The organism is Bacillus sp. 5w2, assembly GCF_054353775.1.
Map to the genome: position 1 here is coordinate 50,254 of NZ_JBTIWT010000021.1, position 26,874 is coordinate 77,127.

Sequence of the window (26,874 nt, forward strand, 5' to 3'; positions counted from 1 at the left end):
ATTCAAAATAAAAAGCACTCTTGATTAGAGTGCTTTTTACATTCAAATAAGGAGGTTACATATATGGATAGTACTCTCGTATTTAACTTTGGTATTGGTATTGTTATTATTTTATTTGTTTTCTTTGTTCTTTGTATGAGCGGGGTATAGAAAGACGATTTTAGCCGTCTTTTTATACATACATATGTATTATTTGACTTCCACAAAAGAAGTAACCATAATAGTTACATAAATAAAAAAACTATTCACATATCCACAAATAGGAGGAAGAACAATGAAACATGTAATCGTTTATGCACACCCAAATACAGAAAGCTTCAACCATGCAATTTTAGAAACAGTAAAAAGTGAATTAGAAGAAAAAGGTCATGAAGTACGCGTTCGCGATCTATACGAATTAAACTTCAATCCAGTATTAGGCGCTTCCGATTTCATTTCATTTTCTCAAGGAAACACACCAGAAGATATTAAAGAAGAGCAAGAGCATATCTCTTGGGCTGATAGCATTACATTCATTTACCCAGTTTGGTGGGCGGGACTTCCTGCTATTTTAAAAGGATACGTTGACCGTGTATTTAGCCACGGCTTCGCTTATGCTTACGGTGAAAATGGTATCGAGAAGTTATTAAGCGATAAAAAAGGCTTATTATTATCTACAATGGGAAATACAAAAGAAGCATACACAGCAGGCGGTATGTTTGACGCAATGAAGAAAACAGCTGATGTTGGTATTTTTGAATTTACAGGAATTGAAACAATTGAGCATACATTCTATACAAGTGTCCCTTCTGTGGATGATAATGTGCGTAAACAATATCTTGAAGAGGTTAAAGATGTTGTGAATCGTGCATTTTAATAAAAAAACTCCGGTTGTTAAAACCGGAGTTTTTTTATTTCATCATTAATTTCGGAATATATCTTTGAAGAATGCTTTCTAATTCATTCATATCTTCCTGTCTAATAAGTAAATTCACATTGTCATTCATTTTTTCTCGCCCGCGATATAAAAATATATTTTCTTTTGGATTTTCCCATGTTGATGTTTTATAGCCTTTCAATTCTTCATATGAATAAAAGTTTAATCCGTCTACTACACCTTTTTCATATATTTGTACACTTTTAATAAGATGGATGGCTATTAAAGTCATAAAACAACTTGCTACAGCATGAATACCTAGCTGAACGAGAAACTGTTCAACTGTATCAATATCACCACTTACGTACCGAGCATATATATACATACATTGTCCAATGAAATATGCTGGTCCAAGTAATGCAATCCAACGTCTTTTCACCCGAGGATACATTGCAATGAGTTTTCCTGCGCTTTTTTTCATTTCATTTATTTTATATATCTTCCGTAGAACAAAAAACAAAACACATAATGTAAAAACAAACATAATACATGACATCCAGTACATTCTTATTCTCCCCCTTACATCATTACATTTAAATTTTACATTTTATATACTTATAGTACATATGCAATTATGCATAAAAAAACAGGTAACCTCTTCCGGTTACCTGCATTTCATTACATCTTCTCAATCCACTCCGTCAAGTTATGCACAACTTGCGTTGGTTGAACTTCGTATTCTGTTAACTTCTCCACAGTTGTGACTCCAGTGTGGACAAGAAGCGTATGCATACCAGCATTTATTCCTGCTAAAATGTCTGTATCGTAGTTATCCCCAACCATTAATGCTTCATTCTTTTCTATGCCAAGCACTTTCAAAGCTTGTTCCATAATGATTGATTCTGGTTTTCCGATAAAGATTGGATCCACACCTGTTGAAACTGCTACAACTGATGTTAATGAACCGTTACCTGGTAATAATCCGCGCTCAGTCGGAATGGCAATGTCTCCATTTGTGGAAATAAACGTTGCGCCGTTACGCACAGCAAGACAAGCTTTTGCTAATTTTTCATATGTGATGTCACGATCTAAACCAACAACAACGAAATCCGGATTTTCATCCACAAGTTCAAATCCTTTTTCCACAAGTGCCTCATGTAACCCTTCTTCACCAATCATATATACAGTTGCGTCTTGTTTACGTTCATAAATGAAGTTCGCTGTTGCCATACTCGTTGTGAATACTTGCTCTGCTTTCGCTGGAATATCGAAACGCACAAGTTTTTCTGCCACCTGTTCTGGTTTACGTGTTGAATTATTCGTAACGAATAAATATGGAATGCCGCGCTCTCCTAACGCTTTTACGAAGTCGCTCGCTTCTTCAATTTGTTCTTCTCCGCGATACATTGTACCGTCTAAGTCAATTAAGTAACCTTTATACATCGATTATGTCTCTCCTTCTATGCTAACGTTCTCATCTATCATACCACTCTTATATTACCCGCTTTTTCCAAAGAAAAAAACGCTTTACCTTAAAGCGCCCCATAACGTTCATTTTTTCTCTTTTACTTGGTAAGAACAACTACAATCGCCCTCGCACATGTTTGCTAACGCTTTCACATCTGCACCTGCAAATAAACGCTCATACATCTCTTTTTCATCTTCACATACTTGCGAGAATCTCTCTGCAATTTCCTTTAACGGACAGTTTTGTTTTTCAATTACGAAAGAATTCTCTCCATCTCTCTTGATTTGAACCATATAACCATTTTTCTCTTGCATAGCCGCTATCTCTTGCACTTTATATGCTAAATTCTTTTGATTACTCACTCGCTTTTGCAACTGTTCTTCCATTCGCTTCGTTCTCTCTTTTAAAACGTGACGAAGTATTTTTTCATCGCCCATTCGAGCTAAATCTTCTAGCATATCAATCGCGAATTGCTTATACTCCTTCGGGAATGTATCTTCTCCCTTTTCGCTTAATCCATACAAATAAGTAGGTCTTCCGACATGTTGCCTTACCATCTTGGAATAAATGAAACCATCTTTCTCAAGATTACTTAAATGTCTTCGGATCGCCATTTCTGTAATCTCTAAAACGTCAGCTAGTTCTGCTACCGTGTGCTCTCCCTTTACTTTCAACAATTGCACAATTTCATCTTTCGTCGTACGTGCTTCCCCCATGCTTCACCCTTCTCCCTTTTCTTTCTCACATACAATATAAGACCCCCAAAAAGTAGTCCTGGGGATCTTATAAGCATAATTATTCTGGTACAAATGCAGATACAGGTCCTAATTCCTTCTCTAAATAACTGCGAATATTTGCTGGGTATTTTTCTACCACTGCAATATATTTTTGAATCGTCTTATATAATTCATCATGATTCATTTGAATATAATCTTGCGTAAGCATTTTTCGAAGAAGGATAATTTCTTTCATCCCTTGTCCATCTTCTGCACTTATCACTCGCTCGTCCATTAAAATATCAATAATATCTTCATAGCTTCCCGGATCGCGCATAATAAATCCATCAATCATCGCATTCCCTACATCTAATACACAATCAATAATTAGATGAGCTATACGTTCTAATGCGTAAAATTCAAACTCGGTTTCATATATCTTTTTCTCTTGAAATGTACTTGTTGCTCGTTCTAAACATACTAGCATTTGTTCTATTTTCTTTCTGTCTACAAAATACATGAATGTCACCTACCTGGAAATTAAAGCATTTACATTTTAATTGTAACGCTTTCTTCTGAAAAAATCGACAATTTTTCGAATTCACCTTTTCTCCGTTATTTGTTATAGTTATATTTGTATGATTTTTGAAATTGGAGGAATGGAATCTTGGAACGTGAACTCGCACTAGAAATTGTCCGTGTAACAGAAGCAGCAGCATTAGCATCCGCACAGTGGATGGGCCGCGGAAAGAAAAACGAAGCAGATGATGCAGCAACTACAGCAATGCGTGATATGTTCGATTCAGTAAACATGGCAGGTACAGTTGTAATTGGTGAAGGAGAACTTGATGAAGCACCGATGTTATATATTGGTGAAGAACTAGGAACAGGTAACGGTCCAGAAGTAGATATCGCCGTTGATCCATTAGAAGGTACAAACATCGTTGCAAAAGGTCTTGCAAATGCAATGGCAGTTATCGCAATCGCAGATAAAGGAAACCTTCTTCATGCTCCTGATATGTACATGGAAAAAATCGCGGTTGGTCCAAAAGCAGCTGGCAAAATTAGCTTAGATGATCCAATTGAAAAAACAATCGAAATTGTAGCAGAAGCTAACAATAAAAAGATTCGCGATCTAACAGTTATCATTCAAGAACGTGAACGTCATCAAGATATTATTGACCGTGTTCGTGCAAAAGGTGCACGCGTAAAATTATTTGGTGATGGTGATGTTGGTGCGTCAATTGCAACAGCACTACCTGGAACAGGTATCGACTTATTCGTAGGTATTGGCGGAGCTCCAGAAGGTGTTATTTCTGCAGCAGCATTAAAGTGCCTTGAAGGTGAAATGCAAGCTCGCTTAGTTCCAATGAACGAAGAAGAAGAAGCTCGTTGTCGTGAAATGGGATTAGAAGACCCTCGTCAACTTCTTATGTTAGATGACTTAGTATCTGGGGATGATGCAATCTTCTCAGCAACTGGTGTATCTGCTGGTGAGTTATTAGACGGTGTTAAATTCCTTGGCGGAGATTTAGCTGAAACATACTCTATCGTAATGCGTTACAAAACAAGAACGGTACGATTCATTAAAACGCATCACCATTTAGATCATAAACCACACTTAAACTTAGATATTTAATAAAGGAGCCATGTGTATGGAAGAACGTTTCTTTCTGTACGACGATACAGTCGCTACAAGAACTCGTTTCGTTAGCTTTATGGGAGAAAATGAGCGTCATGATTTAGCGCTACTATACTCCGATCGTCATTACGGTAAAACAATTGTACTTGATATGCAAAGTAATAAATTTGCAATCATCGGTCCTGACGATTTAAACGAACCAGGCTACTTAGAGCACGCATTTTCTATGACTGAAGAAATTGCAGAAGAATTACGCTCATTTTTATTTGAACTTATATAATTTATCGTAGGCACCAGCTTTTTAGCTGGTGTTTTTTCATCACAAAAGTTTTGAATTTTCAATCTTCTGTGTTATAATTAAGAATAAATCTATTTGGATAGAAAGGACGTTATCTACGTATGCCAACATTTACTTTGTAATGGACCAGCAATTGGATAGCATTACTCTCAAAAAAGCACCACGCTTTTTCAAGGGAGTAGTCTGCCCATTCCCATTACAAAGGAACGTAATGCATCTGTAGTATGATGTTTACGGAGGTTCCTCTTTGGGGAACCTCCTTTTATTTTTGTCTTTTTCTCATGTCTTCATACTACAAGACATCCAAATAGCTGTATTACGTTCCTTTACCACTACTATAAGAGGTGAAGGAACATGCAGAAAGTACAACTTTCTTGGAGTTTATATGAAAACGAGCAAAACACAATCGAAAAGTATTGTAAAAATTGCAGACGCACTACCCTATTTACTGATACGAATATTCGTAGGCATAACGCCAATGGAAAAAATATATACCGCTTTGCCATTTATAAATGCCCGAAAGATCATACTTGGAACCAAAAACTTCGTATTTATAAAGCTTTTACCGATCATGTAGAGACAGTCGATATAAAGCAGCAAGATCAAATAGAAACAACTACTACCATTTCCATTACAAAGCATAAAGAAAGTGGCATAGCGGAAATCACTGTTGTATTAGACATTGTCTTCGGTTCCCACCGAATGGATAAAGCCTTATCCACATATATTTCCGAATGGAGCCGTACACTCATTGTGGATAAAATTAAAAATGGGGATATTCAATTAAACGGACAACAAATGAAGCCAAATACCATACTTTCTGAAGGCGATTCTATTTCGATTTGTTTATGAGGGGGAATCTCATGTTAAATGTGAGAAAAGGAACGATTGATTTATTAGACGAATTAGATGCAATGTATACGGAATGTAAAAAAGTACTCTTACAAAATCAGATTTATCAATGGGACGATTCTTACCCTACGCGAGAGCATATTTCCTATCACTTAGTGCAAGATGAACTTTACTGCCTATTTGAGCATGATTCACTCGTTGGCGCTGTTGTATTAAATGAATGGCAATCTCCTGAATACGCACTTATTGACTGGTCAGAAACAGACGGTCGCTTTCTTATCGTCCATTCTTTCGTCATCCATCCACTTACACAAGGAAAAGGATATAGCAAATTACTTTTATCCTTTTGGGAAAATGAAGCAAGACGGATTGGCTACAAAGGAATACGCCTAGATTGCTTTACAGGAAATCCGATTTCATTAAACCTATACGAAAAGAACAATTATATTTGCCGAGGTGCTGTTTATTTTTCCAGTAAACAGCCTCCTCATAATTGGTATTACTGCTATGAAAAAATCCTCTTACAATCGTAAGAGGATTTTTTTATTTCTTCACTTTTCGTAATACGAAGTGTGCACAACCGAAGTTACAGTACTCGTATAAATACTCCGTTAACGTACTAATTTTCGTATCATATGTCGCACGCTGGTTACTATCATCAAAGAATCCGCGCAATCTAAGTTGCTCATAACCCCAGTCTCCAACGATGTAATCATATTTATTTAAAATTTCTGCATAGCGCTCTTTAAATGCTTCTTCACTAAAACCGTCACGAAAGTTTTTAATTACTTCGTACTGAACATTATTAATGCTCACCGTAGCATGAATCTCTTGCTTTTGCTCCATCATTAACTTCCTCTCTAAGCATTCTTCTTTTTATCGTATCACAAAGCATACCAACCAACAATTTCAAATACAAAAAATTGAAAATTAGTGCATGCTATGGAGAAGGAGGTGATACATCGTGAAAAAACAAATTATACTCTCTCTTCTCACTCTTTCCTTATTTGCAGGCTGTCAAACAAATAATAAAGCCGAAATGGAACGTGAAGAAGGAAGCCGTGTTCTTGTTTCCAATAAAAACGACATGTATCATACGGAAAATACAAATACACGATTAACGAGAGTAGGTTATTCATCTAAACAAAAACATGAAGTATCTAACAAACAAGTAGGAGCCATTAACCGTGAGAAAGTCGCTGAAATGATTACAAGCATGGCAGTCAAACTTCCTGACGTTACAAACGCTGCTACGCTCGTTACCGATGATGAAGTATTTGTTGTATACCGTGCAAACACAACGGATCCGAAACTTGTAGCAGATCAAGTATATAAAACTGCTTTGTCCATCGTCCCTCGCTATTATAAAGCATATGTATCAACAGACCAAAAGTTGATTTCTCAAATTCAAGGCCTTCAATCTGGTGCATTAAATGATACAGAATATACGCAAAGCCTAGATATGTTAAAGCGTGAAATGAGTAAAAACCCTCATTTGAACAATACAGGGGATCAGACTTTGAATGATATGATAAAAAAATAAAGAAGGTGGAGAAAACCTCCACCTTCTTTATTTTTTTACTATTTCTTACAATCTGCATAAAACTCCATCGCATCACACATAAACTGCGCTAACCCTTCGCCAAACTTATCGATATTTTTTGTAAAGCGCTCATCAGCGACGTACATTTGGCCGAGGCCCTTAAAAGCATCTAATGAATATTCACCGAAGTTTTGCAAGTAATCGTACCATACTCCAATTGCTTCCTGCGCCTCTTTAGAATCAGGTGCGCCGTGTCTAAGCGCCGCTAAATTTCTGTAAATCGTATTAAACTCTTCTTGATTATCTTTTGACATACCTTTTGCATATTCGTTCGCTTTATCTACAGCTACATCTCCCCATTTTTCACGTGCCTCTTCTTCATATGGGTTATGGCTGAAATCGAATCCTTCAAATTTCTCTTTATTTGTCATTTCAATCTCTCCTTTTGTATGCTGAATTGTTTTATCAATCGTCGCAATCACTTTATCTAACCTTACACGCTTTTCAAGAAGCATTTTCTTATGAAGCTGTAGTGCTTCTTCTCGATCAAATGACGGGCTCATGATAATTTCTTTAATTTTCTTCAAAGGGAAGCCTAGCTCTTTAAAAAATAAAATTTGCTGCAATGTCTCTAAATTTTCATTGGAATACAGACGATATCCAGACTCTGTCGTCTCGTCTGGGGTTAACAACCCGATTTCATCATAATGATGCAGTGTGCGCACACTAATCCCAACTAAATTAGCTACTTCTTTTACCTTCATTGTCATGTGTATCTCCCCCTTAGTACATACGATAAAGTATGACGCAACGTTAGAGTCAATAAGTAAATTCATTTTCTTTATAAAATATTTCATGCATAATAGATATGTACATATATTAGAAAGCGGTGAAAATATGGTTTCAAATACTGTAATTGCCAGCATCATCTTTCAACTCATTGTCTCGATTCTGGTCCCAATTATTGTACTCGTTTATTTCCGTAAAAAATATAATATTAATTGGAAAGTGGTCGGTGTTGGTGTTCTTATCTTTATCGGATTTACCCAAATTCTCGAAACACCATTCCACCTATTTATGCGCGGTAATCCAGCAATCGCTCCAATTTTAGAAAATCCATTTGTCTTCGCACTGTATGGTGGACTAACTGCTGGTATTTTTGAAGAATTAGGACGCTTCGTTTCCTTCTTTTTCCTACTAAAAAAATATCAAGAATATAAAGATGGTTTTGCTTATGGAATTGGTCACGGCGGGATAGAATCCATTTTAGTTGGCGGATTCTCTGCATTCCAAGCACTTATATTTGCGAATTCAATTAACAGCGGTAGCTTCGCTCAAATGGTTGAAAAAATGCCAGAGCTAAGCCGCCTACAGGACATGTTAATTCAGCAACCTGCCTACTTATACTTCCTTGGTAGCTTCGAAAGAATTATGGCACTCGTGCTGCAAATCGCCTTTACAATGCTTGTCTTATACGCAGTAAAACAGAAGAAATATATCTTCCTTGTGTACGCTGTATTATTCCACGCATTTGTAGACTTTTTTGCGGCACTTTATCAAACAAAAACAATCAACATCTTTGTTGCAGAAGGAATTACCCTTCTCTTCACAATCGGTGCTGTCATTCTTATTCGTAAAATGAAAGCGAAATTAATGAGTGTGCCGGAGTAAAAAATAAACCACCAAAATTGGTGGTTTATTTTTTACCTGTTATTACGGACAGTAAGACTAATAATCAGTGGACAAACCTCACTGATTACGGTTTTACTCTATATGGATTATCATAATGACGATAGCTTTTTCCCGCTTGTAACTCCCTCTTTGTTTCTGCATCTATAACAATGTACTTATGAAACTCTTCTACTTCATTTTGAGAAAAGGAAGCGAAAAAATAAACTTGGCGATCAGGGTGAACAAAAGAATCTTGAAGCACCACTTCACTCCGACAACCCACGGCTGTTTTTTGCCTAAAAGAAGATTCTTCATCGGGCACTTCTTTAAATAAGACTTTTTTTCGAACACTGTATGCTGCATTTTCATATTCTTTATAAATTTTCTTATCTAATTGTTCGTAAAACACATCCTCACTAACAAATGGCTTATTTCGATTACTTGGATAATCTAACTTTTGATTGGATTGTGCATATGTTGTGGACAATTGCGTAAGAAAACAAATCATGAATACGATACATATCATTTTTTTCATCATTGCACCTCGATTTTCTATTATCCACATTACTTTTCCACCTATTCAAATCAATATGCCGTTTCCAATAAAAAGGAATTATTTCCACTTTTGTCGAAGTATATAGCGTCAACTTGAAAGATGGGGATGAATTATGAAGAAAATAATTGTAATACGACATTGTTCAGCCGCTGGACAAGAACGTGATGCCGAGTTAACAATTGCAGGAAAAAATCAAGCAAACACCCTTGCTACATTCCTCTTAGAAGACCAACCACAAATTGATCATATTATTTCAAGCCCATTTGTGCGAGCTATCGATTCTATACGGCCCTATGCGCTCCAAGCTAACTTGTCTATTCAAGAAGATGAAAGATTAGCTGAACGCATATTAAGCGACGTTCCAATGGATGATTGGATGCAGAAACTAGAGTCTACTTTTACAAATATAGATATTGCCTTTTCAGGCGGAGAGTCAACAAAACAAGCAACGGACCGTGCTATATCGCTTATCCAAGACGTTTTAAAATTAAACCATACTACAACACTACTTGTTACACATGGAAACTTACTTACGCTCATTTTAAGGCACTTTGATCAGACGATTGGCTTTAATGAATGGCGAGCTCTAACGAATCCTGATATTTACGAAATTACAATCGATGAAAAATGTGTCCTAAAACGATTATGGGAAGCACCGTCCAAGTAATATCTCTTTCCAACATATTCAGTTGACGCCACGAGAAGAAACTGTACTAACAATAGAAAGGGGTATCACTCCATATGTACGAAGATGTACTTGCTTTACTACATAAAACAAATGCTTCTTACGAAAAGTTTGAACACGAACCAGTACTCGATTATGAAACAGATCGTATCGTACGTGAAAGGCTTGGCTTACAAGGCACTCCAAGTAAAAGCTTATTTTTAAAATCAAAGTCTGGAGATTATTACGTATTTTTCACGTTAGAGGGCACAAGGCTAAACCGGGGAGAGATGAAAGAAATAACTGGAGAAAGCTTATCTCTCTGTTCTCCTGATGAACTGCGAGACAAAACTGGTTGCGCACCAGGATGTGTAGCTCCTTTCGGTTATTCACAAAGTGTAACAATTATTGTGGATAGTGCTATTTATACGTACGATAAAATTTTAATTACACCTGGTGTACCTGAATTTACAATTGAATTATCCACAGAGGAATTAAAAAAGATTTTATTCACGTGCACAAATACTGTTTTAGAGTTCAAACAAAAAGAGAGCTAATAATTAGCTCTCTTTTTTCATTATTTTGCTTCTGCTGTTTTTTCTTTCGCAGAACGAACTTGCTCGTCCGCATGGTAAGAAGAACGCACAAGTGGACCAGCTTCACAGTGGCTAAAGCCTTTGCTAAGTGCAATTTCTTTAAGATCTGCAAATTCTGCTGGTGGGTAATATTTAAGAACTGGTAAATGCTTCTTAGATGGTTGTAGGTATTGTCCAAGAGTTAAAATATCCACATTGTTTGCACGTAAGTCATCCATTGCTTCAATTAAATCTTCTCTCGTTTCACCTAAGCCCACCATAATGCTCGATTTAGTTGGAATATCAGGCTGCATTTCTTTCGCTCGACGTAAAAACTCTAATGAACGGTCATATTTTGCTCTAGCGCGAACTCGGTTAGATAATCGACGTACTGTTTCAATGTTATGGTTTAAAATATCTGGTTTTGCATCCATTAACATTTTTAAGTTTTCTTCTACTCCACCCATATCAGATGGTAATACTTCTATTGACGTAAATGGATTTTTACGACGAACAGCGCGTACTGTTTCAGCAAAAACAGCTGCTCCGCCGTCTTTTAAATCATCACGTGCAACCGCTGTTATAACAACGTGCTTTAAGCCCATTTGTACTACAGAATCTGCTACGCGTTCTGGCTCTTGTAAATCAAGCTCAGTTGGTAAGCCTGTTTTAACCGCACAAAAACGACAAGCACGTGTACAAACCGCACCTAAAATCATAAATGTTGCTGTTTTTCTTACAGCCCAGCATTCATGAATATTCGGACATTTCGCCTCTTCACAAACTGTATGAAGATTCTTAGAACGCATCATTTTCTTTAAGCCTGTATAGTTTTCATTCGTGTTTAACTTAATTTTCAACCATTCGGGCTTGCGCTTATATTCTGTTTGTTTTGTCATGGTTATCAACTCCGCACAATATGAAATAGTTTACCGTGTTCGCTTCTTTCAATGTAACATATCTATTCTAACGTATGAAAGCGATTTGCTCAAATGAAGATTCTAAGATTTTTTCCAATCGTTCCCTATAATGAAATACTCCGTATATCCCACACTAAAAAGAGTGATGTTGTGAAAGGAGTCTATTTCATGCTTCGAAAAATTTCTCTTTTGCTTTCGATTTGCTTTCTTCTTCACCAAAACATCGCTTACGGTGAAGATAATCAGCAAAGCATATACGAAAAGCGCATGGCACTATATAAAGAAACCGAGCAATCTTCAGGCATTCCGTGGTATTACTTAGCTGCAATGGATCAATATGAAAGAAATATACGGAGCGTAAGAAAAGATATTCCAAAAAAACCAGATGCCATCATTTCCCTTTATTTCAAACCAGAAATATGGGCTGGACCCGTTAATGGTAACGACACTCTCCCCCATACAATTTCTCTATTTGGCGGGATGGGTTTAGATGGTGACAAAGATGGATTTGCAAATGCAAATAACGACCGTGACCTTCTGCATACAGCAGCAACGATTTTAAAGAAACAAGGAACGTCCGAAGACCGCATTCACATTATGCTTTGGGAATATTATAGACGTGCGAAAACAGTTGATTTAATTACCGAATACGCCCGTATTTATAAACATTATGGACGTATTAATTTAGAAGGAAATGCTTTTCCTCTTCCTATTCACAGTGACCATAGCTACCGTAGTACTTTCGGCGCTGGAAGAAGTTTTGGGGGAAGACGAATTCATGAAGGAACCGATATTTTTGCAGGCTATGGCGTACCAGTAAGATCCACTTGCTATGGCATTATTGAAACAAAAGGCTGGAACCGTCTTGGCGGATGGCGCATCGGTATTCGCGACCTTCATAATAATTATCATTATTACGCTCATTTAGGCGGATTCTCAAAAGAAATACAGCTTGGACAAATTGTCGAGCCTGGAAAAGTAATCGGATTTGTTGGTAGCACCGGTTACGGCCCTCCTGGCACAGCTGGAAAATTCCCGCCCCACCTACATTTCGGTATGTATAAAGACAATGGTTATACAGAATGGGCTTTCGATCCATACATGCATTTAAGTCTTTGGGAGCGAAAAGAACGCGCGAATACAAAACGATAACCGTAGCATATCGCTACGGTTATTTTTTATATACATCTAACTATCCGTTTTCTTTTTATCAGGTACAACAACACTCCCACTCCCATAATAAGTAGGCACTTCCCCTTGAACAATGCGCGTCGCAATCGGAACATCTTGTTTTACTGTTATTTCTTTCGTATGAAATGGAATAATGACTTGCAACGTGACTTCCATCTCCATAATGATTTGAATCGCTGTCGTATTGATCCCGTGCGGTTCAATTTTTTGTTTAATATCCGTATTCACATGACCAATCGTCGTGAAATCAATTGGAATATCGGGTCCTATATTTCCAAGAAGCGCATTATCCGTCACACGACCAAAAGGAACTGCCATCGTTGCCCCATTTTTTTCAGAAATACCTAGCCCCTTCAAATTACCTTGTTCTACTTGCTGTAAATATTTTTCTATGTATGTGGTCGTTGACGTTACGATTTCATTTACTTGCTTCGTATTTAAATTAATTGTGGATACTTTCCCGTTTTTATCATTTTGTACTTTCATTAATGAATCGACATCGAACCCTTCATCAATTCTGTCTTTTACCGCCTTCGTCATAACTGCTGTCGCCATTTTTTGCGTCTCTACTTCCCCATATTTAATTAATGTCGGCTGAATGCTGCTATTCACAATCCATAATCCTTGTACTAGTAATATGATAAAAAGAATAAACGACATAAGCAGTATGTACCGAAAGGAAATGGGCCCCCTTCGAAACCGCGAATTTTTCGAACGAAATATACTCATAAAAAACCCTCCTTCTTATATTATTTCTATGCAAGAAGGAGGGACGATATATGCTTATCTCATTTTTAATAGTGCTTCTTTTCCGATTGTGCCGGCCGTAATACCTAAAGCTTCAGCTTCGATCGTTACTGATTCTAGCGGTGCTTCAAGAAGTTGTTCAATCGTTCTTACACCAACCGCACGGCCAGCAATAATTCCTCGATCACCTAACTTCTCATTTAAAAGACCTACATCTAATGCACCGCACATAATATATCCTTTATCGCTCATTACAGCTAGCAAATTTGTCTTTGGAAGTTTAACACTAACCGCAATAAACGTATAATTATCGATTATAATTGGCTCCACATTAACCATAGTTCACACTCCTCTCTTTCTTATCTGTATGACAAGAGAAAAATGAGTGTTACAAGTTAACTAGCCTATAGTTTGACGGAAGATGTATGAGTTATCAACATGTCTGTTAACACATCTCTAAGTAGTTCTGGCATATAATATTGTTTGTCAGAAAGTGTGGATAGCTCTGGGTATAAGTATCCAAATGTAAACATATCAATCGTTCCTACCGTATATATGCGATCTAATTCCAGCGATTCCCCATTAATCAATACATCTTCCAGTAAAATTTTGTTCCCAGGAATCGTATCTGGAATGACTTCTACACCAGCGTAAATCATTTTCCCCATCACTTTTCCGCGAAATCCGAATCCTTTTACCTCAAGGTTCTCCATATTCGGACGACGTGCTTTCAAAATAACTTCTCTTAACGTTTTCCCAGGTACTTTTAATAGACATGGATTAATTGGATGTGGACAAATTCTGTGAATATCTCCGCGCGTCACAACACCCTCTTCTAATCCTTCAAGAAGTACACCAGCGTTCACCATTCCAATCTCAGCACTGCACCACGTTTTCAGTGCATTTGCTAACATGTGCGAAAATGACGTCTCATGAAACCAATCAATCGGTAATGATTCCTTTAAATGAACGACAGGCTCTTCCATAATATGTTTACTTTCTTCCTGCAGCACTTCGATTGTGGATAACGTTTTGCTATAAGCACCTAAACGTTCTGTCTTAATCGCTCTACCGTCCTTTTTCAACAGCTTCTTCGTCTCTTTATCCACAGTAAGCTGAACGTGCCCAACGTAACGTCCCCACTTTTCACAACAACAAAGTAACGTATTATTCATAAGAACACCTCGCTCAAATAAATGATGCGTATGTGCCCCTAAAATAACATCTATATCATAATGCTCCGCCATATACTCATCCATGCTTTTTCCAAGGTGAGAAAGGACAACCGTAATATGAGCCTCATCTCGCACTTCTTCTAAAATAGACTCTAAATGGATAAGCGGATCTTCAATATGCCAATCAAGCATATGATAAAACTCTGGATACGCAACCGTTAACCCGATAAAGGCAATCGTAATCCCATCTGTCGTTGTATGTAATTTATAAGGCTTTGCCCAATCTGGACGTACACCTTCTTTTTCAAATAAATTCGCGACGAGCACCTCAAACCCAGCATCATCATATAGACGATTCAAATGCTCCTTCGCTAACGTAATTCCTTCATTATTTCCGATCGTTACATAATCATATAACGCCTCATTTAAAAGCTTCGTATTGCCAAGCCCATTTGTTGCTTCCGAAATACTATGAAAACGATCCACATGATCGCCGATATCAACCGTCAAAACGGTCTCTCCCGCTTCCTGTCTACGCTTTTTCTCTCCTTGTACAAACCGAGAAATTTGCGGCCAATTTTCAAAATGACTATGTATATCGTTTGTATGATAAAGGTGGATGATTGTTTCTTTATTTATATTCAGAGAAAAAACCTCCTCTCAGTTCCTTACTGCCATTTACGCTACACGTACGCAATAATCCTGTAAATACTTTTCGTCTTTTCTTGCTATTTTACATTGTACTCGCATTATGAGAAAAAGCAAAAGATTGCCCTTTTAATGTGAGAAATCTTATATTACTTTTTCTAATCTGTTGATTAGTTTGAGGGAGATTTTTCAGGGAATTTGTTGGGAGCTTCTTCTGTGGATTCTTCTCTGGATTCTTCTGTGGATTTGTCAGTATCTTTGCCTTGCTTCTAGTCATATAGGTGCTCCTCTCCTATTTTCGCATGTTGAGGGGTATATGAGGTGTTTCTTTTGTCGTAATTTGTTGGTAAATCGATATCCCTTGTCGAAGCGTTGATATATTGAAATAATCGTTGATATATTCAGGGTTATGATCGATATATTTGAAAAATCGTTGATATATTTAGCTGAACACCCACCTGGGTATCCGCCCTCCCTCCCGATCCAATCCGAACCCACACAACATAAAAAAAGCGCCCTGCATAGCAGGGCGCTTCCTCATTTCTATTTAACCAATAGAACCTTCCATCTCAAACTTGATTAGGCGGTTCATTTCAACTGCGTATTCCATTGGAAGTTCGCGAGTGAATGGCTCGATGAAGCCCATTACGATCATTTCTGTAGCTTCTTGCTCAGAAATACCGCGGCTCATTAGGTAGAATAATTGTTCTTCTGATACTTTCGATACTTTCGCTTCATGCTCAAGTGAAACGTAATCGTTTTTGATTTCGTTATAAGGAATTGTATCAGATGTAGATTGGTTATCCATGATTAACGTGTCGCACTCGATGTTAGAGCGAGAGTTTTTCGCTTTTGGTCCGAAGTGTACGATACCACGGTAAGTTACTTTACCACCATGCTTCGCAATCGATTTAGAAACGATTGTTGAAGACGTGTTTGGTGCTAAGTGAATCATTTTCGCACCAGCATCTTGGTGTTGGCCTTTACCAGCAATCGCGATAGATAATGTTAAACCACGAGCGCCTTCGCCTTTTAAAACAACTGCTGGGTATTTCATCGTTAATTTAGATCCGATGTTACCGTCAATCCATTCCATCGTTGCGTTTTCTTCACAAACCGCACGTTTTGTAACTAGGTTGTATACGTTGTTCGCCCAGTTTTGGATTGTAGTGTAACGGCAATAAGCATCTTTCTTAATGATGATTTCTACTACCGCACTATGAAGTGAGTTAGTTGTGTAAACAGGTGCTGTACAACCTTCTACGTAGTGTACGTGTGCGCCTTCGTCTACGATGATAAGCGTACGCTCGAATTGTCCCATATTTTCAGAGTTAATACGGAAATACGCTTGAAGTGGTGTATCCACTTTAATACCTTTTGGAACGTAGATGAATGATCCACCAGACCAAACTGCAGAGTTTAATGCAGAGAATTTGTTGTCTGTTGGTGGGATTACTTTTCCGAAGTGCTCACGGAAAATGTCTTCGTTCTCTTTTAATGCGCTATCTGTATCTTTAAATACGATTCCTAGAGCTTCTAGGTCTTCTTTCATGTTGTGGTATACAACTTCAGATTCGTACTGTGCAGATACACCAGCTAAATATTTTTGCTCAGCTTCTGGAATACCTAATTTATCAAATGTCGCTTTAATTTCATCAGGTACTTCATCCCAAGACTTCTCAGATTTCTCAGATGGTTTTACGTAGTACGTAATTTCATCGAAATCTAAGTCGTTTAAGTCGCCGCCCCATTGTGGCATTGGCATTTCATAGAACTTATCCAGTGATTTTAAACGGAAGTCTAACATCCACTGTGGTTCTTCTTTCATACGTGAAATCTCTTCAACGATCTCTTTTGTTAAACCGCGTCCAGCACGGAAAATCGAAACGTCTTTGTCTTTGAAACCATATTTATAATCGCCGATATCTGGCAGTTGCTTCGCCATGTTGGTGTGTCCCTCCTTAGATAACCTCGTTTTTAGGAACCTTTAACATTACTTATCTTCGTTTAAGCCCTTTTCTAACGCTTTCCACGCTAATGTTGCACATTTAATACGTGCAGGGAACTTGCATACGCCTTGTAATGCTTCAATATCTCCTAAATCGATGCTGTCATCATACTCTTTTCCTAGCATCATGTCAGAGAAAATTTTAGAAAGCTGAAGTGCCTCTTCAATTTTCTTCCCTTTTACTGCTTGTGTCATCATTGAAGCTGAAGACATTGAGATGGAACATCCTTCGCCTTCAAACTTCGCCTCTTGCACAATCCCCTCTTCTACTTTCATCGTAAGTTGAATACGATCGCCGCAAGTTGGATTGTTCAAGTTAACGGTAACACTATCTTCTAACACGCCATGGTTACGAGGATTCTTATAATGATCCATAATAACTTGACGGTATAACGTATCTAAATTATTAAATGACATTTGTGAAATACTCCTTTGTCTTGATTAGCGATTCAACAAATGTATCAATTTCTTCTTTTGTATTATATAAATAGAAGCTCGCACGTGCTGTTGAAGAAGCTTTTAGCCACTTCATAAGCGGTTGTGCACAGTGGTGTCCTGCGCGAACCGCAATACCTTCTACATCTAATACTGTTGCTACATCGTGAGGATGTACGTCTTCAATATTAAATGTAACAAGACCAGCGCGATGCTTTGGACCATAAATTGTAACGCCATCTACTTCTGATAGTCTTTCTAAAGCATATTGCGCTAATTCATGTTCATGCTTTTCAATATTATCAAGACCGATTTCTTCTAGGAAATCAATTGCCGCACCAAGTCCGATTGCATTACCGATAATCGGTGTACCTGCTTCAAACTTCCACGGAAGCTCTTTCCAAGTAGATTCTTGTAAATCTACGAAATCAATCATTTCACCACCAAACTCAATTGGCTCCATATTGTTTAGCAATTCTTTCTTACCATATAATACGCCGACACCTGTTGGTCCGCACATCTTATGAGCAGATAATGCGTAGAAATCACAGTTTAAATCTTGTACATCCACTTTCATATGAGGTGCACTTTGTGCTCCATCAACGATCATGATTGCACCGTTTTCATGTGCGATTGCTCCGATTTCTTTTACAGGGTTAATCGTTCCAAGTACGTTTGACACGTGCATAATAGAAACGATTTTTGTATTCGGTGTAACTGTTTGACGAACATCTTCTAAAGAAATTGTACCGTCTGGTTGAAGCGGAAGGTATTTTAAAGTTGCGCCAGTTTTCTTCGCAACTTGTTGCCACGGAATGATGTTACTATGGTGCTCCATGTAAGAAATAACGATTTCATCGCCTTCTTTTACATTATCAAGACCATAGCTAGCCGCTACTGTATTTAATGCAGTTGTCGTTCCGCGCGTGAAAATAATCTCTTCCATTGATTTCGCGTTAATAAACTTGCGAACTTTCTCGCGTGCACCTTCATACGCGTCGGTAGCTTTCGTACCGAGCGTATGAACACCGCGATGCACGTTAGAATTATATTCTTTATAGTAACGTTCTAACGTTTCAATGACTTGAATTGGTTTTTGAGAAGTTGCTGCACTATCGAAATAAACAAGTTGTTTGCCGTTCACTTTTTGATCAAGAATTGGAAACTGTTTGCGTATTTCATGAATATTCATTAGCGAACTTTCCTTTCAATTACCTCAACAAGCTGTGCTTTTACTCCTTCAATTGGAAGCTCATTTACTACAGGTGCTAAGAATCCATGGATGACTAAACGTTCTGCTTCGCGTTTTGGAATACCACGGCTCATCAAGTAGTATAATTGGTACGGATCTACGCGGCCTACTGAAGCTGCGTGACCTGCCATTACATCATCTTCATCAATTAGAAGAATTGGGTTTGCGTCACCGCGAGCTTTCTCGTCTAACATAAGAACGCGAGAAGATTGTTGTGCATTTGATTTAGATGCACCGTGTTCAATCTTACCAATTCCGTTAAAGATAGATGTTGCACTATCTTTTTGTACACCGTGCTTTAAGATCCAACCTTCAGAGTGTTTACCGAAGTGAACAACTTTAGTTGTAAAGTTTTGTGTTTGGTTACCACGGCCAATTGTTACTGTTTTCGTATCAGCATATGATCCGTCGCCCATTAAGTTCGTAACGTTCTCTGAAATTGTGTTTCCGTCATTCATAAGACCTAGAGCCCAATCAATGCGGCCGTCGCGTCCAACAACACCGCGGCGGTTAACATAAGTTGTTACGTCTTTTGCTAATAGATCAACCGCACCGAATTTCACTTGTGCGCCTTGTTCCACGATTACTTCTGCTACGATATTTGCAATACCTTTAGCATTTTCATTTGCAACGTAGTTTTCTACATAAGTTGCAGTACTGTTCGCATCAGCTACGAATAATACGTGGTTATATACGTTAGCTTCTTCGCCGTCTACTAAGAATACAGCTTGAAGTGGAGTTTCAAGAACAACGTTTTTCGGAACATATACAAATGCACCGCCGTTGATTAATGCAGCATGAAGTGCAGTTAAACGATGCTCGTCTACCTTCACGCCGTCTTTCATTAAATACTTTTGTAATAGTTCAGCATGCTCTGTTGCAGCTGTTACGATGTCTGTAAAAATAACACCTTTTTCTTTTGCTTCGTCTGCTAAAGAAACGAATGCAGTTGTACCAGTGCGTTGTACTAATACGCTGTTATTTTCATCGATTAAGTTTTTCACTGCTTCTGGAAGCTCTGTTAAAGAACTTACAGGCTCTTGCTTAGCAGCGTCGCCTTTTCCGATAAAGTCCCATTTTTCAATTTTCGTTTTATCAGGCGTTGGCATTGGAAGTTCAGTTGCTTGTGCAAGAGCTTGTAAGCGGAACTCAGTCAACCAAGCAGCTTCGTTTACTTCGCTTGCGCGTTGACGGATTGTTTCTTGATCGAAAGGTAATGTACCGATTGTCATGTTTATGCTCCTCTCTTACGCTTCTTGCTCTGTTGTTTCGTCTTCAATACCTAATTCTTTTTTAATCCAGTCGTAACCTTCAGCTTCTAGACGTTGTGCAAGCTCAGGGCCACCAGATTTAACGATACGACCGTTCATCATAACGTGAACGAAGTCTGGAGTGATGTAGTTTAATAAGCGTTGGTAATGCGTAATCATTAGGCAACCGAACTCTTCGCCGCGCATTTGGTTAATACCTTTAGATACAACTTTTAATGCATCGATATCAAGACCAGAGTCGATTTCGTCTAAGATTGCGATTTTTGGCTCAATCATCATTAATTGAAGAATTTCGTTACGTTTTTTCTCACCGCCAGAGAAACCTTCGTTTAAGTAACGTTGTGCCATTTCTGGATCCATTTCTAGGAATTCCATGTTTTTATCTAATGTACGGATAAATTTCATAAGAGAAATTTCATCGCCTTCTTCACGACGTGCGTTAATTGCAGAACGTAAGAAGTCAGCGTTTGTTACTCCGCTAATTTCACTTGGATATTGCATTGCTAGGAATAGACCAGCTTGTGCGCGCTCATCTACTTCCATTTCTAATACATCTTCACCGTCGATGATGATGCTACCTTCTGTTACTTCATACTTTGGGTGACCCATAATCGCAGAAGATAAAGTTGATTTACCTGTTCCGTTAGGTCCCATAATTGCGTGGATTTCTCCACCCTTTACTTCAAGGTTTACACCTTTTAAAATTTCTTTGCCATCAATTGATACGTGTAAGTCTTTAACCGTTAATGTAGAACCAGCCATCTCAATACCTCCATTAATCCTATATATACATTTTAAAAATTACTAAAACGTTCATATTCTCATTTTATTCTCATTCTAATCTTATATCAAATAAAATGATATCGCAAACGATGAAAAAATGTAACAATTTTTTCACAAATGTATATAAGTATTTCCCTTGCATCCTTATATGATACACCTTTCTTCTTATTTATATAAAGAAAAAAGGACTGGGAATTTTCCAGTCCTTTCCTTATACTTATTCACTTACCGGAAGTACAGCACCTTTATATTCTTTAGTAATAAAATCTTGAATTTCTTTTGAATGCAGTACTTCTACTAGCTCTTTAATTTCTTTTTTCTTCTCGTCACCTTTACGAACTGCAATAATATTTGCATACGGAGAATCTGATCCTTCAATCGCAATTGCATCTTTTGTTGGATTTAATTTCGCGTCAATTGCGTAGTTTGAATTAATAAATAGAGCATCACCTTCATTATTTTCATACAGCTTTGGTGACAATCCAGGCTCTACATCTGTTTTAAATTTTAAGTTTTTCGGATTTTCTACAACATCCTTTACTGTTGCTTTAACAACATCTACACCGTCTTTTAATTTAATCACGCCGCCTTTTTGTAACAGTGCTAACATACGGCCACGCTCCGCTACGTTATTACTCATAATCACTGTCCCGCCATCTGGCAAGTCTTTTAAGCTTTTATATTTCTTAGAATAGATACCCATTGGCTCTAAATGGATTTTTCCTGCGTTTACAATTTTATATCCTTTTTCTTGAATTTCTTTATTTAAATACGGAATGTGCTGAAAATAGTTCGCATCAATTTCTTTATCCGCTAACGCTTTATTCGGTAACACATAGTCTTGGAATTTTTTAATTTCTAATTTAATACCCTTTTTCTCTAATATTGGCTGTGCTTTTTCTAAAATAACAGCGTGCGGCACGTTAGAAGCTCCAACAACAAGCTTATTCTCATCTTTCCCCCCGCAAGCAGCTAATGTAAATACAGATAGCGCTGTAACAACTGACAGTAGAATCTTTTTCATATGATGTCCCCTTCTCCCCAATAGTTATGTAGTTAGAAAAAAGGGCCGGCATACACCAGCCCTTTTCAGCAATTATTCTTTTACAGGAACAACCGCTCCTTTATATTCTTTAGTAATAAAGTCTTCGATTTCTTTAGAATGCAATACTTCTACAAGTTCTTTAATCGCTTTTTTATCTTTATCACCTTTACGAACTACTAATACGTTTGCGTATGGAGAATCATCACCTTCAATTGCAATCGCATCTTTTTCTGGGTTTAATTTCGCATCAATTGCATAGTTCGAGTTAATTAAAACAGCGTCTCCTTCTTTATTGTTATACACTTGTGGTAACAAACCAGGCTCAATATCCGTTTTGAACTTTAAGTTTTTCGGATTATCTGCAATATCTTTTGGAGTTGCACTAACTGGATCTACTCCGTCTTTAATTTTTAAAATGCCTTCTTTTTGTAAAATTGCTAAACCACGTCCATGGTCAGTAACGGAATTACTCATAATAATTGTCGCCCCGTCTGGAAGTTCTTTTAAGCTCTTATATTTTTGAGAATATACACCAATTGGCTCTAAATGAATTTTCCCTGCTATTTCAAAATCATATTTTTTATCCTTAATTTCTTTTTCCAAATACGGAATGTGCTGGAAGTAGTTTGCATCTAAATCCTTATCCGCTAACGATTTATTTGGTAATACGTAGTCTTGGAATTTTTTAATTTCTAACTCAATTCCTTTTTTCTCTAATAAAGGTTTAGCCTTTTCTAAAACAACCGCATGCGGCACGTTAGAAGCCCCCACAACTAGTTTCTTTTCATCTTTATCTTTCCCGCCACAAGCAGCTAACCCAAAAATTGAAGTTGAAATAAGTGCTGTAAGTAATAATTTTTTCATTTGAAACATCCTCCCGTTTTTTATTATCGTTTATCTATTCGAGTCGTTACACGATCACCAATCCACTGAATGAAAAATACAACTAGTAATACACAAATTGTCGCAACGATTGTTACATCGTTATTTCCTCGTTGAAATCCTTCTAAATAAGCAAGTGTTCCAAGACCACCAGCACCAACAACTCCCGCCATTGCTGTATAGCCTACTAACGCAATTGTCGTAACCGTAATACCAGATACTAACGCTGGTAACGATTCTGGAATTAACACTTTCAAAATAATTGTGCTTGTTTTTGCTCCCATCGCTTTCGAAGCTTCAATTACACCTTTATCAATTTCACGAAGTGCGATTTCAACCATTCTCGCGTAAAATGGTGCCGCTCCAATAATTAAAGCTGGAAGTGCTGCACTCGCTCCAAGAATTGTTCCAAGCAGAATCTTTGTGAATGGGATTAATAAAATGATTAAAATAATGAACGGTATCGAGCGGAAAATGTTTACGAACGCTCCAATTGCCGTGTTAACCGCTTTGTTTTCCCATATATTATCTTTCGCTGTCATAAAGAGTAACAATCCTAAAATTAGTCCTAAAACAAATGTTGCAAGAGCGGCGATTGCCGTCATATATAACGTTTCACCAGTTGCTTCTAACATTTGATTCCAATCAACATTTGTGAGTAACTTATCCATGTGCAATCACCTCCAGCTCTACTTGATCTTGATGTATTCCCTCTATTGCTTGCTGAATCGCTGTTTCCTCACCATTTAAATGAACAACTAAACTACCGTAAGAACCATTATTCGTTTGTGCGATATTCCCTTGCAAAATGCTAACTTCTATATCACTGCGTTGCATCAATCTTTGAAGTACTGGTCTTTCTACAGCCTCACCGATAAACTGCAAACGAATTACTTTACCATCTGGATACTTTTCAATTAAACTTTCAATCGTTTCATTTGTATCTTCAGAATCCGTTAACTGCTGTACAAATCGTTTTGTAATATCTTTCTGTGGATTACGGAATACATCAAGTACTGGACCTGTTTCTACAATCTTTCCTTTCTCCATTACCGCAACACGATTACAAATCTTTCGAATCACGTGCATCTCGTGTGTAATGAGTACAATTGTTAAACCGAGACGCTTATTAATATCTAATAATAAATCTAAAATTTGATCTGTCGTTTCTGGATCAAGAGCTGACGTTGCTTCATCACATAAAAGTACTTGTGGGTTATTAGCTAACGCTCTTGCAATCCCAACGCGTTGCTTTTGTCCTCCGCTTAGCTGGGATGGATACGCGTCTCCTCTTCCTTCTAATCCAACAAGGTGAATTAACTCGTCAACACGTTTTCTTCTCACCGCCTTATCGACTCCTGCAATTTCAAGTGGGAACTCGATATTTTCACGTACAGTTCGTGACCAAAGTAAGTTGAAGTGCTGAAAAATCATTCCGATCTCTTGCCTTGCCTTACGAAGTTCGCTTCCTGTAATGGCTGAAATGACACGATTTGCAATTGTAATTTGTCCTGAAGTTGGTTTCTCTAGCTGATTGAATAATCTGATTAACGAACTTTTCCCAGCACCACTATATCCGATAACACCAAATATTTCGCCTTTCTCTATTTTTAAATTGGCGTTATCTACAGCAGTGACATCACCGCTTTTTGCTTTATATATTTTCTTTACATTCTCTAATAGAATCATGGTGTATCACCCCTTTTTTATTTGGATCGACTCCGCAATTTTTTATGTTTAATGCGTGTAGTCCACCGTTATCATTACTTTTATTATTTGAATGTCCTCCACATTCAAACAACAAAAAAACCTTTCCGCTTTAGAGAAGCAGAAAGGTTTATATGCGTATATAACAACATTATCCCTCTCTCTCATCTCTCAAAGCATTTGCTTTGCAGGAATTGGCACCATTTCAACATAAGTTGACGGTTGCCGGGCTTCACAGGGCACAGTCCCTCCACCTCTCTTGATAAGAGAAATCAGATTACATTTTCGTCTGATTTGTAATTTATGAAATTGTCTATATTTTATGAATTGAATTGTATCAATATCCATACACCATGTCAACAGAAATTTTCGCAAAAAATGAAACTTCAGAATTTTAAGCACCTACTGACATCGGTTTACATATATGAAACATCGATTCAACTAATAGCATCGTTCGATACGTTCCCGAATATTGTACACGTCCATCGTTCATTAACATTTGCAACCTTACATTGCCGTTCACCAATTGTTTTACATCTTCCTCATCTAAACAAACGATTTGCTCTGTTCCTCGTTCCTCATGTAGCAGCTCTATATAATCTCTTGAAATTTGTAACGAACAACTTTCATCTCCAAAGCGAAAATTAACAGTTTTTTCTCCTTGTCTTAAAAGCGGCTCTAAATGATATTGACCATTAGCGTAATTTACAAATGATTGCAGCAAAGAATATAATTTCACCCTAAATCACATCCTTCATATCACTTTCTATTACACATACCATTCCCTCTCACTAAAGAGCAATCCTGTTACTTTCGCTCGACAAATACTGTAACCACCCTGCATCTCGACATATTTCCCAAGAAATATGTCGAGGCGGCAAAAACTTTGCCGCCTACTTTAATTCCGTATATAAATATTCAACCGAATGAAATGCATATATCTTCTTCATGAGTGTCCCATTTTCAAAAACAAGTAAACACGGTACACTTTCGATTCCATACTCTTTCGCTAAATGCGGAGCATAATTTAAATCTAACATTCCAATTTTCAAGTCTTCAATTGTCATCTCAACGACTGTTAACATCTTTTTTGCTAATTGGCATGTTCCACACATTGGAGTATATACATATAACACTGTTTTTTCTTCGTTCTCTATTAGGGCTGTAGCTTCGGCTCCTGTCCAATCAATCACTTCTATCATTCCTTACCGTAAATATTCTGTATAAACGTCAATGTCAGCTCCCCATAATACATTTGCTAAGTGTGAAGATGGCGCGGTTGCCACTTCCCGGTACGAGCGATCAATATAAATATGCTCTGCTTGCGGAAATTCTTTTCGAAATTGTTTCCTTAACTTTTCTCCAGCATCATCAGCATCCACTAGCACATATACTTCCTTATCAAAAAACTGATCAATGAGCTCATCCATTTTCGACAAACCAATTGTACCATTTGTACAAACAATTTCCACCGGTTCACGAATAATAGATTCAATCTTTCTTCTATCTGATTTACCTTCTACAATAATGACTTTTTCCACATAAATCATATGTCATCACCCGATCACCATATACTATACAACCTTTAACTTAGTATATAGTATATTCGTTATTTTCATGTTGTTTCCTGTTTATTTTTGCAAAAGAAAAGCGGAGCCGACTGTTCAGCCCTGTTGGCTAAGGTTCTTTCGTACAGAAGACGCTTTTTGTCTTCTCTTGCGGAAGATTCTTAGACATGAAGGGCTAGGAGGTGGAGCTAGACAAAGAAAAGCACAAGCGGCTCGTTCAGATTGTGAGGGGGATGGAGCTTCTGACGTAAAGGCGCTTTTTGCCTTGCAGGAAGAAGTGAAGCCACCGAACAATCTAGCCGCTGGAGCTAGATCATAATGAAAAGCGCAAACGAAAAAGTTTTTTCAAAAAACGTTCTCCTACACAATAATTAGTATATGATTCTACATTCATTATTTAA

Annotated in this window: 34 protein-coding genes and 1 riboswitch; of the genes, 11 read left to right on the forward strand and 23 right to left on the reverse strand. The window is 37.6% G+C overall.

Translation table 11 applies throughout. The features are described 5' to 3' along the window. The first annotated feature begins 274 nt into the window (after window positions 1-274). Window positions 275-856, forward strand: coding sequence for an NAD(P)H-dependent oxidoreductase (locus tag ACXY7N_RS25550; protein WP_000683428.1), 582 nt, complete (start codon window positions 275-277; stop codon window positions 854-856). A gap of 34 nt (window positions 857-890) precedes the next feature. Here the strand turns inward: ACXY7N_RS25550 and ACXY7N_RS25555 are convergent, their stop codons facing one another. The 4 genes from ACXY7N_RS25555 to ACXY7N_RS25570 form a co-directional block, all read right to left on the reverse strand. After that, a complete protein-coding gene (locus tag ACXY7N_RS25555) occupies window positions 891-1,421 on the reverse strand; it encodes a DUF5673 domain-containing protein (protein WP_088084546.1) in 531 nt (176 codons plus the stop codon). A gap of 113 nt (window positions 1,422-1,534) precedes the next feature. Beyond that, window positions 1,535-2,299 (reverse strand): TIGR01457 family HAD-type hydrolase, encoded by a 765-nt coding sequence (locus ACXY7N_RS25560; protein WP_088084547.1) that lies wholly within the window; start codon window positions 2,297-2,299, stop codon window positions 1,535-1,537. Window positions 2,300-2,407: 108 nt separating this feature from the next. Continuing rightward, window positions 2,408-3,040, reverse strand: a complete 633-nt coding sequence (locus ACXY7N_RS25565) for a helix-turn-helix transcriptional regulator (RefSeq protein WP_016085708.1) — start codon at window positions 3,038-3,040, stop codon at window positions 2,408-2,410. A 79-nt stretch (window positions 3,041-3,119) separates the two neighbouring features. Continuing rightward, window positions 3,120-3,560 (reverse strand): DUF86 domain-containing protein, encoded by a 441-nt coding sequence (locus ACXY7N_RS25570; protein ID WP_016085707.1) that lies wholly within the window; start codon window positions 3,558-3,560, stop codon window positions 3,120-3,122. Between the two features lie 147 nt (window positions 3,561-3,707). Here ACXY7N_RS25570 and glpX point away from each other — a divergent pair, with 147 nt between their 5' ends. The 4 genes from glpX (at window position 3,708) to ACXY7N_RS25590 (ending at window position 6,365) form a co-directional block, all read left to right on the forward strand. Then, window positions 3,708-4,679: a class II fructose-bisphosphatase gene (gene glpX, locus ACXY7N_RS25575; RefSeq protein WP_016085706.1), complete on the forward strand. Its 972-nt coding sequence runs from the start codon at window positions 3,708-3,710 to the stop codon at window positions 4,677-4,679. 16 nt (window positions 4,680-4,695) lie between these two features. After that, the gene (locus tag ACXY7N_RS25580; RefSeq protein WP_016135944.1) at window positions 4,696-4,962 is read left to right on the forward strand and encodes a DUF3055 domain-containing protein; all 267 of its coding nucleotides are present in this window, start codon (window positions 4,696-4,698) and stop codon (window positions 4,960-4,962) included. 372 nt (window positions 4,963-5,334) lie between these two features. Continuing rightward, the gene (locus tag ACXY7N_RS25585) at window positions 5,335-5,832 is read left to right on the forward strand and encodes a cytoplasmic protein (protein ID WP_016085705.1); all 498 of its coding nucleotides are present in this window, start codon (window positions 5,335-5,337) and stop codon (window positions 5,830-5,832) included. A gap of 11 nt (window positions 5,833-5,843) precedes the next feature. Then, window positions 5,844-6,365 (forward strand): GNAT family N-acetyltransferase, encoded by a 522-nt coding sequence (locus ACXY7N_RS25590; RefSeq protein WP_488592684.1) that lies wholly within the window; start codon window positions 5,844-5,846, stop codon window positions 6,363-6,365. A 10-nt stretch (window positions 6,366-6,375) separates the two neighbouring features. On the opposite strand, the gene ACXY7N_RS25595 is transcribed toward ACXY7N_RS25590, so the two are convergent. Then, the gene (locus tag ACXY7N_RS25595; protein ID WP_000435943.1) at window positions 6,376-6,678 is read right to left on the reverse strand and encodes a YutD family protein; all 303 of its coding nucleotides are present in this window, start codon (window positions 6,676-6,678) and stop codon (window positions 6,376-6,378) included. 118 nt (window positions 6,679-6,796) lie between these two features. On the opposite strand from ACXY7N_RS25595, the gene ACXY7N_RS25600 reads away from it, so the two are divergent. Further along, window positions 6,797-7,375 carry a YhcN/YlaJ family sporulation lipoprotein gene (locus ACXY7N_RS25600; RefSeq protein ID WP_016085703.1) on the forward strand — a complete coding sequence of 193 codons (579 nt, stop codon included), beginning with the start codon at window positions 6,797-6,799 and terminating at the stop codon, window positions 7,373-7,375. A 38-nt stretch (window positions 7,376-7,413) separates the two neighbouring features. Here the strand turns inward: ACXY7N_RS25600 and ACXY7N_RS25605 are convergent, their stop codons facing one another. Continuing rightward, on the reverse strand, window positions 7,414-8,145 hold the full coding sequence (locus ACXY7N_RS25605) for a MerR family transcriptional regulator (protein WP_016136921.1): 732 nt from the start codon (window positions 8,143-8,145) through the stop codon (window positions 7,414-7,416). Window positions 8,146-8,230: 85 nt separating this feature from the next. On the opposite strand from ACXY7N_RS25605, the gene ACXY7N_RS25610 reads away from it, so the two are divergent. Continuing rightward, window positions 8,231-9,046: a YhfC family intramembrane metalloprotease gene (locus ACXY7N_RS25610; protein WP_488592685.1), complete on the forward strand. Its 816-nt coding sequence runs from the start codon at window positions 8,231-8,233 to the stop codon at window positions 9,044-9,046. An 85-nt stretch (window positions 9,047-9,131) separates the two neighbouring features. On the opposite strand, the gene ACXY7N_RS25615 is transcribed toward ACXY7N_RS25610, so the two are convergent. Then, window positions 9,132-9,611 carry a hypothetical protein gene (locus ACXY7N_RS25615; protein WP_016135949.1) on the reverse strand — a complete coding sequence of 160 codons (480 nt, stop codon included), beginning with the start codon at window positions 9,609-9,611 and terminating at the stop codon, window positions 9,132-9,134. 103 nt (window positions 9,612-9,714) lie between these two features. Here ACXY7N_RS25615 and ACXY7N_RS25620 point away from each other — a divergent pair, with 103 nt between their 5' ends. Together ACXY7N_RS25620 and ACXY7N_RS25625 are read left to right on the forward strand one after the other, a co-directional pair. After that, entirely contained in the window at window positions 9,715-10,269 is a 555-nt protein-coding gene (locus ACXY7N_RS25620; RefSeq protein WP_016135950.1) for a histidine phosphatase family protein, read from the forward strand. 74 nt (window positions 10,270-10,343) lie between these two features. Continuing rightward, the gene (locus ACXY7N_RS25625; protein ID WP_016085698.1) at window positions 10,344-10,823 is read left to right on the forward strand and encodes a YbaK/EbsC family protein; all 480 of its coding nucleotides are present in this window, start codon (window positions 10,344-10,346) and stop codon (window positions 10,821-10,823) included. Window positions 10,824-10,843: 20 nt separating this feature from the next. On the opposite strand, the gene lipA is transcribed toward ACXY7N_RS25625, so the two are convergent. Beyond that, complete coding sequence (gene lipA / locus ACXY7N_RS25630) at window positions 10,844-11,740, reverse strand: lipoyl synthase (protein ID WP_488592686.1); 897 nt, start codon at window positions 11,738-11,740, stop codon at window positions 10,844-10,846. A gap of 189 nt (window positions 11,741-11,929) precedes the next feature. Between lipA and ACXY7N_RS25635 the strand changes: the two genes are divergently transcribed. Then, a complete protein-coding gene (locus ACXY7N_RS25635; protein WP_488592687.1) occupies window positions 11,930-12,913 on the forward strand; it encodes a M23 family metallopeptidase in 984 nt (327 codons plus the stop codon). A gap of 36 nt (window positions 12,914-12,949) precedes the next feature. Here ACXY7N_RS25635 and yunB read toward each other — a convergent pair whose 3' ends face one another. The 15 genes from yunB to ACXY7N_RS25710 form a co-directional block, all read right to left on the reverse strand. After that, window positions 12,950-13,681, reverse strand: a complete 732-nt coding sequence (gene yunB, locus ACXY7N_RS25640; RefSeq protein WP_016135953.1) for a sporulation protein YunB — start codon at window positions 13,679-13,681, stop codon at window positions 12,950-12,952. A gap of 54 nt (window positions 13,682-13,735) precedes the next feature. After that, entirely contained in the window at window positions 13,736-14,038 is a 303-nt protein-coding gene (locus tag ACXY7N_RS25645; protein ID WP_000248463.1) for a YunC family protein, read from the reverse strand. Window positions 14,039-14,103: 65 nt separating this feature from the next. Beyond that, on the reverse strand, window positions 14,104-15,519 hold the full coding sequence (locus ACXY7N_RS25650; protein ID WP_206777732.1) for a bifunctional metallophosphatase/5'-nucleotidase: 1,416 nt from the start codon (window positions 15,517-15,519) through the stop codon (window positions 14,104-14,106). A gap of 550 nt (window positions 15,520-16,069) precedes the next feature. Continuing rightward, window positions 16,070-17,467, reverse strand: coding sequence for a Fe-S cluster assembly protein SufB (gene sufB / locus ACXY7N_RS25655; RefSeq protein ID WP_488592688.1), 1,398 nt, complete (start codon window positions 17,465-17,467; stop codon window positions 16,070-16,072). Window positions 17,468-17,515: 48 nt separating this feature from the next. Then, window positions 17,516-17,947, reverse strand: coding sequence for a Fe-S cluster assembly sulfur transfer protein SufU (gene sufU, locus ACXY7N_RS25660; protein WP_000009523.1), 432 nt, complete (start codon window positions 17,945-17,947; stop codon window positions 17,516-17,518). After that, complete coding sequence (sufS, locus tag ACXY7N_RS25665; RefSeq protein WP_001020755.1) at window positions 17,937-19,157, reverse strand: cysteine desulfurase SufS; 1,221 nt, start codon at window positions 19,155-19,157, stop codon at window positions 17,937-17,939. The genes sufU and sufS overlap by 11 nt, the downstream gene beginning before the upstream one ends. Next, entirely contained in the window at window positions 19,157-20,449 is a 1,293-nt protein-coding gene (gene sufD / locus ACXY7N_RS25670) for a Fe-S cluster assembly protein SufD (RefSeq protein WP_000152177.1), read from the reverse strand. The genes sufS and sufD overlap by 1 nt, the downstream gene beginning before the upstream one ends. A gap of 15 nt (window positions 20,450-20,464) precedes the next feature. Continuing rightward, window positions 20,465-21,250 carry a Fe-S cluster assembly ATPase SufC gene (sufC, locus tag ACXY7N_RS25675; RefSeq protein ID WP_000929163.1) on the reverse strand — a complete coding sequence of 262 codons (786 nt, stop codon included), beginning with the start codon at window positions 21,248-21,250 and terminating at the stop codon, window positions 20,465-20,467. A 238-nt stretch (window positions 21,251-21,488) separates the two neighbouring features. Beyond that, the gene (gene metQ, locus ACXY7N_RS25680) at window positions 21,489-22,295 is read right to left on the reverse strand and encodes a methionine ABC transporter substrate-binding lipoprotein MetQ (protein WP_016085694.1); all 807 of its coding nucleotides are present in this window, start codon (window positions 22,293-22,295) and stop codon (window positions 21,489-21,491) included. Window positions 22,296-22,367: 72 nt separating this feature from the next. Beyond that, window positions 22,368-23,180, reverse strand: a complete 813-nt coding sequence (gene metQ, locus ACXY7N_RS25685) for a methionine ABC transporter substrate-binding lipoprotein MetQ (protein WP_488592689.1) — start codon at window positions 23,178-23,180, stop codon at window positions 22,368-22,370. A gap of 23 nt (window positions 23,181-23,203) precedes the next feature. Then, window positions 23,204-23,869, reverse strand: coding sequence for a methionine ABC transporter permease (locus tag ACXY7N_RS25690; protein ID WP_016085692.1), 666 nt, complete (start codon window positions 23,867-23,869; stop codon window positions 23,204-23,206). After that, entirely contained in the window at window positions 23,862-24,887 is a 1,026-nt protein-coding gene (locus ACXY7N_RS25695; RefSeq protein ID WP_016135954.1) for a methionine ABC transporter ATP-binding protein, read from the reverse strand. Before ACXY7N_RS25695 ends, ACXY7N_RS25690 begins: the two co-directional genes overlap by 8 nt. Window positions 24,888-25,066: 179 nt before the next feature. Continuing rightward, window positions 25,067-25,174: riboswitch (SAM riboswitch) on the reverse strand. 125 nt (window positions 25,175-25,299) lie between these two features. After that, on the reverse strand, window positions 25,300-25,644 hold the full coding sequence (locus ACXY7N_RS25700) for a hypothetical protein (protein WP_000781215.1): 345 nt from the start codon (window positions 25,642-25,644) through the stop codon (window positions 25,300-25,302). A gap of 154 nt (window positions 25,645-25,798) precedes the next feature. Further along, on the reverse strand, window positions 25,799-26,107 hold the full coding sequence (locus ACXY7N_RS25705; protein ID WP_002008881.1) for a thioredoxin family protein: 309 nt from the start codon (window positions 26,105-26,107) through the stop codon (window positions 25,799-25,801). A gap of 3 nt (window positions 26,108-26,110) precedes the next feature. Beyond that, window positions 26,111-26,455: a toprim domain-containing protein gene (locus ACXY7N_RS25710; RefSeq protein ID WP_000640866.1), complete on the reverse strand. Its 345-nt coding sequence runs from the start codon at window positions 26,453-26,455 to the stop codon at window positions 26,111-26,113. A 166-nt stretch (window positions 26,456-26,621) separates the two neighbouring features. Between ACXY7N_RS25710 and ACXY7N_RS25715 the strand changes: the two genes are divergently transcribed. Next, on the forward strand, window positions 26,622-26,792 hold the full coding sequence (locus ACXY7N_RS25715) for a hypothetical protein (RefSeq protein WP_176553814.1): 171 nt from the start codon (window positions 26,622-26,624) through the stop codon (window positions 26,790-26,792). Window positions 26,793-26,874 lie beyond the last annotated feature (82 nt).

Bases quoted from the DNA above. Each gene is read 5' to 3' on its own strand.
- ACXY7N_RS25590 (WP_488592684.1), top strand. From the start codon at position 5,844: ATGTTAAATGTGAGAAAAGGAACGATTGATTTATTAGACGAATTAGAT.
- ACXY7N_RS25555 (WP_088084546.1), bottom strand. From the start codon at position 1,421: ATGTACTGGATGTCATGTATTATGTTTGTTTTTACATTATGTGTTTTG.
- ACXY7N_RS25645 (WP_000248463.1), bottom strand. From the start codon at position 14,038: ATGGTTAATGTGGAGCCAATTATAATCGATAATTATACGTTTATTGCG.
- ACXY7N_RS25550 (WP_000683428.1), top strand. From the start codon at position 275: ATGAAACATGTAATCGTTTATGCACACCCAAATACAGAAAGCTTCAAC.
- ACXY7N_RS25565 (WP_016085708.1), bottom strand. From the start codon at position 3,040: ATGGGGGAAGCACGTACGACGAAAGATGAAATTGTGCAATTGTTGAAA.
- yunB (WP_016135953.1), bottom strand. From the start codon at position 13,681: ATGAGTATATTTCGTTCGAAAAATTCGCGGTTTCGAAGGGGGCCCATT.
- ACXY7N_RS25710 (WP_000640866.1), bottom strand. From the start codon at position 26,455: ATGATTTATGTGGAAAAAGTCATTATTGTAGAAGGTAAATCAGATAGA.
- sufC (WP_000929163.1), bottom strand. From the start codon at position 21,250: ATGGCTGGTTCTACATTAACGGTTAAAGACTTACACGTATCAATTGAT.
- sufS (WP_001020755.1), bottom strand. From the start codon at position 19,157: ATGAATATTCATGAAATACGCAAACAGTTTCCAATTCTTGATCAAAAA.
- ACXY7N_RS25605 (WP_016136921.1), bottom strand. From the start codon at position 8,145: ATGACAATGAAGGTAAAAGAAGTAGCTAATTTAGTTGGGATTAGTGTG.
- ACXY7N_RS25635 (WP_488592687.1), top strand. From the start codon at position 11,930: ATGCTTCGAAAAATTTCTCTTTTGCTTTCGATTTGCTTTCTTCTTCAC.
- ACXY7N_RS25690 (WP_016085692.1), bottom strand. From the start codon at position 23,869: ATGGATAAGTTACTCACAAATGTTGATTGGAATCAAATGTTAGAAGCA.
- sufU (WP_000009523.1), bottom strand. From the start codon at position 17,947: ATGTCATTTAATAATTTAGATACGTTATACCGTCAAGTTATTATGGAT.
- ACXY7N_RS25570 (WP_016085707.1), bottom strand. From the start codon at position 3,560: ATGTATTTTGTAGACAGAAAGAAAATAGAACAAATGCTAGTATGTTTA.
- ACXY7N_RS25625 (WP_016085698.1), top strand. From the start codon at position 10,344: ATGTACGAAGATGTACTTGCTTTACTACATAAAACAAATGCTTCTTAC.
- ACXY7N_RS25585 (WP_016085705.1), top strand. From the start codon at position 5,335: ATGCAGAAAGTACAACTTTCTTGGAGTTTATATGAAAACGAGCAAAAC.
- ACXY7N_RS25580 (WP_016135944.1), top strand. From the start codon at position 4,696: ATGGAAGAACGTTTCTTTCTGTACGACGATACAGTCGCTACAAGAACT.
- metQ (WP_016085694.1), bottom strand. From the start codon at position 22,295: ATGAAAAAGATTCTACTGTCAGTTGTTACAGCGCTATCTGTATTTACA.
- ACXY7N_RS25620 (WP_016135950.1), top strand. From the start codon at position 9,715: ATGAAGAAAATAATTGTAATACGACATTGTTCAGCCGCTGGACAAGAA.
- sufB (WP_488592688.1), bottom strand. From the start codon at position 17,467: ATGGCGAAGCAACTGCCAGATATCGGCGATTATAAATATGGTTTCAAA.
- ACXY7N_RS25560 (WP_088084547.1), bottom strand. From the start codon at position 2,299: ATGTATAAAGGTTACTTAATTGACTTAGACGGTACAATGTATCGCGGA.
- ACXY7N_RS25610 (WP_488592685.1), top strand. From the start codon at position 8,231: ATGCATAATAGATATGTACATATATTAGAAAGCGGTGAAAATATGGTT.
- ACXY7N_RS25705 (WP_002008881.1), bottom strand. From the start codon at position 26,107: ATGATAGAAGTGATTGATTGGACAGGAGCCGAAGCTACAGCCCTAATA.
- sufD (WP_000152177.1), bottom strand. From the start codon at position 20,449: ATGACAATCGGTACATTACCTTTCGATCAAGAAACAATCCGTCAACGC.
- lipA (WP_488592686.1), bottom strand. From the start codon at position 11,740: ATGACAAAACAAACAGAATATAAGCGCAAGCCCGAATGGTTGAAAATT.
- ACXY7N_RS25615 (WP_016135949.1), bottom strand. From the start codon at position 9,611: ATGTGGATAATAGAAAATCGAGGTGCAATGATGAAAAAAATGATATGT.
- metQ (WP_488592689.1), bottom strand. From the start codon at position 23,180: ATGAAAAAATTATTACTTACAGCACTTATTTCAACTTCAATTTTTGGG.
- ACXY7N_RS25695 (WP_016135954.1), bottom strand. From the start codon at position 24,887: ATGATTCTATTAGAGAATGTAAAGAAAATATATAAAGCAAAAAGCGGT.
- ACXY7N_RS25595 (WP_000435943.1), bottom strand. From the start codon at position 6,678: ATGGAGCAAAAGCAAGAGATTCATGCTACGGTGAGCATTAATAATGTT.